Genomic DNA, 1678 nt, shown 5'->3' on the forward strand with positions numbered 1-1678 from the left:
CTGCATTATACCAGTCTGTATTATTGTCTGATAAATCAACATTCGCTAATTCTCCTCCTACACATGGATCATATGGTGCTGGATCGTCTCCATTAGTTTCACCATCACCATCACAATCTGCTGCTGCCCATACATCATAGTTTGGATCTGCAGGATCTGGAATAGTTACGATATCTGTATCGCCAGCACATGGATCAAATGGATCTGTATCTGTGCTATTTGGTTCTCCATCACCATCACAATCCGCTGTTAACCAATCTCCAGTTGGAGTTACTGTAACATCTGCTAAGTTGTAATCACATGGATCGGTTGGATCTGTTCCATCAGGACCAGCTGTACCGTCTCCATCTGGATCAACTTCCGTACCGTTTAGCACACCATCACCATCACAATCTGCATTATACCAGTCTGTATTATTGTCTGATAAATCAACATTCGCTAATTCTCCTCCTACACATGGATCATATGGTGCTGGATCGTCTCCATTAGTTTCACCATCGCCATCACAATCTGCTGCTGCCCAAACAGAATAGTTTGGATCTGCAGGATCTGGAATAGTTACGATATCTGTATCGCCAGCACATGGATCAAATGGATCTGTATCTGTACTGTTTGGTTCTCCATCACCATCACAATCTGCTAATGACCAGTCCCCACCTTGTGGTAAACTAACATCCTCTTCATTGTATTCACAAGGATCGTTTGGATCTGTTCCATCAGGACCAGCTGTACCATCCATATCAGGATCTACTTCTGTTCCGTTTGGCACACCATCGCCATCACAATCTGCATTATACCAGTCTGTATTATTGTCTGATAAATCAACATTCGCTAATTCTCCTCCTACACATGGATCATATGGTTCTGGATCGTCTCCATTAGTTTCACCATCACCATCACAATCTGCTGCTGCCCATACATCATAGTTCTCATCGCCTGGCATTGGATTGTTTACGATATCTGTATCGCCTGCACATGGATCAAATGGATCTGTATCTGTACTGTTTGGTTCTCCATCACCATCACAATCTGCTAATGACCAATCTCCACCTTGTGGTAAACTAACATCGTCTTCATTGTATTCACAAGGATCGTTTGGATCTGTTCCATCAGGACCAGCTGTACCATCCATATCTGGATCTACTTCTGTTCCGTTTGGTACACCATCGCCATCACAATCTGCCATATACCAATCTGAATTAGTATCTGATAAATCAACATTCGCTAATTCTCCTCCTACACATGGATCATATGGTTCTGGATCGTCTCCATTAGTTTCACCATCACCATCACAATCTGCTGCTGCCCATACATCATAGTTCTCATCTCCTGGCATTGGATTGTTTACGATATCTGTATCGCCTGCACATGGATCAAATGGATCTGTATCTGTGTTATTTGGTTCTCCATCACCATCACAATCCGCTGTTAACCAATCTCCACTTGGAGTTACTGTAACATCTGCTACGTTGTAATCACATGGATCGGTTGGATCTGTTCCATCAGGTCCTGCGGTACCATCCATATCTGGATCTACCTCTGTTCCGTTGATTACTCCATCTCCATCACAATCGGATGTATACCAATCACTAGTTGTATCTAATAAATCTACATTGACTACATCGCCACCTACACATGGATCATATGGTGCTGTGTCCGTACCGTTTGGTGCGCCATC

At 43.1% G+C, this 1678-nt stretch carries 1 pseudogene; it reads right to left on the reverse strand.

Annotated features, from left to right (window positions below):
- A pseudogene (locus Q4512_RS16340) lies at positions 1–1678 on the reverse strand (hypothetical protein); the annotation flags it as partial.

Origin of the sequence: Oceanihabitans sp. 2_MG-2023 (genome assembly GCF_030547245.1) — a bacterium.
Classification (GTDB): Bacteria; Bacteroidota; Bacteroidia; order Flavobacteriales; family Flavobacteriaceae; genus Oceanihabitans.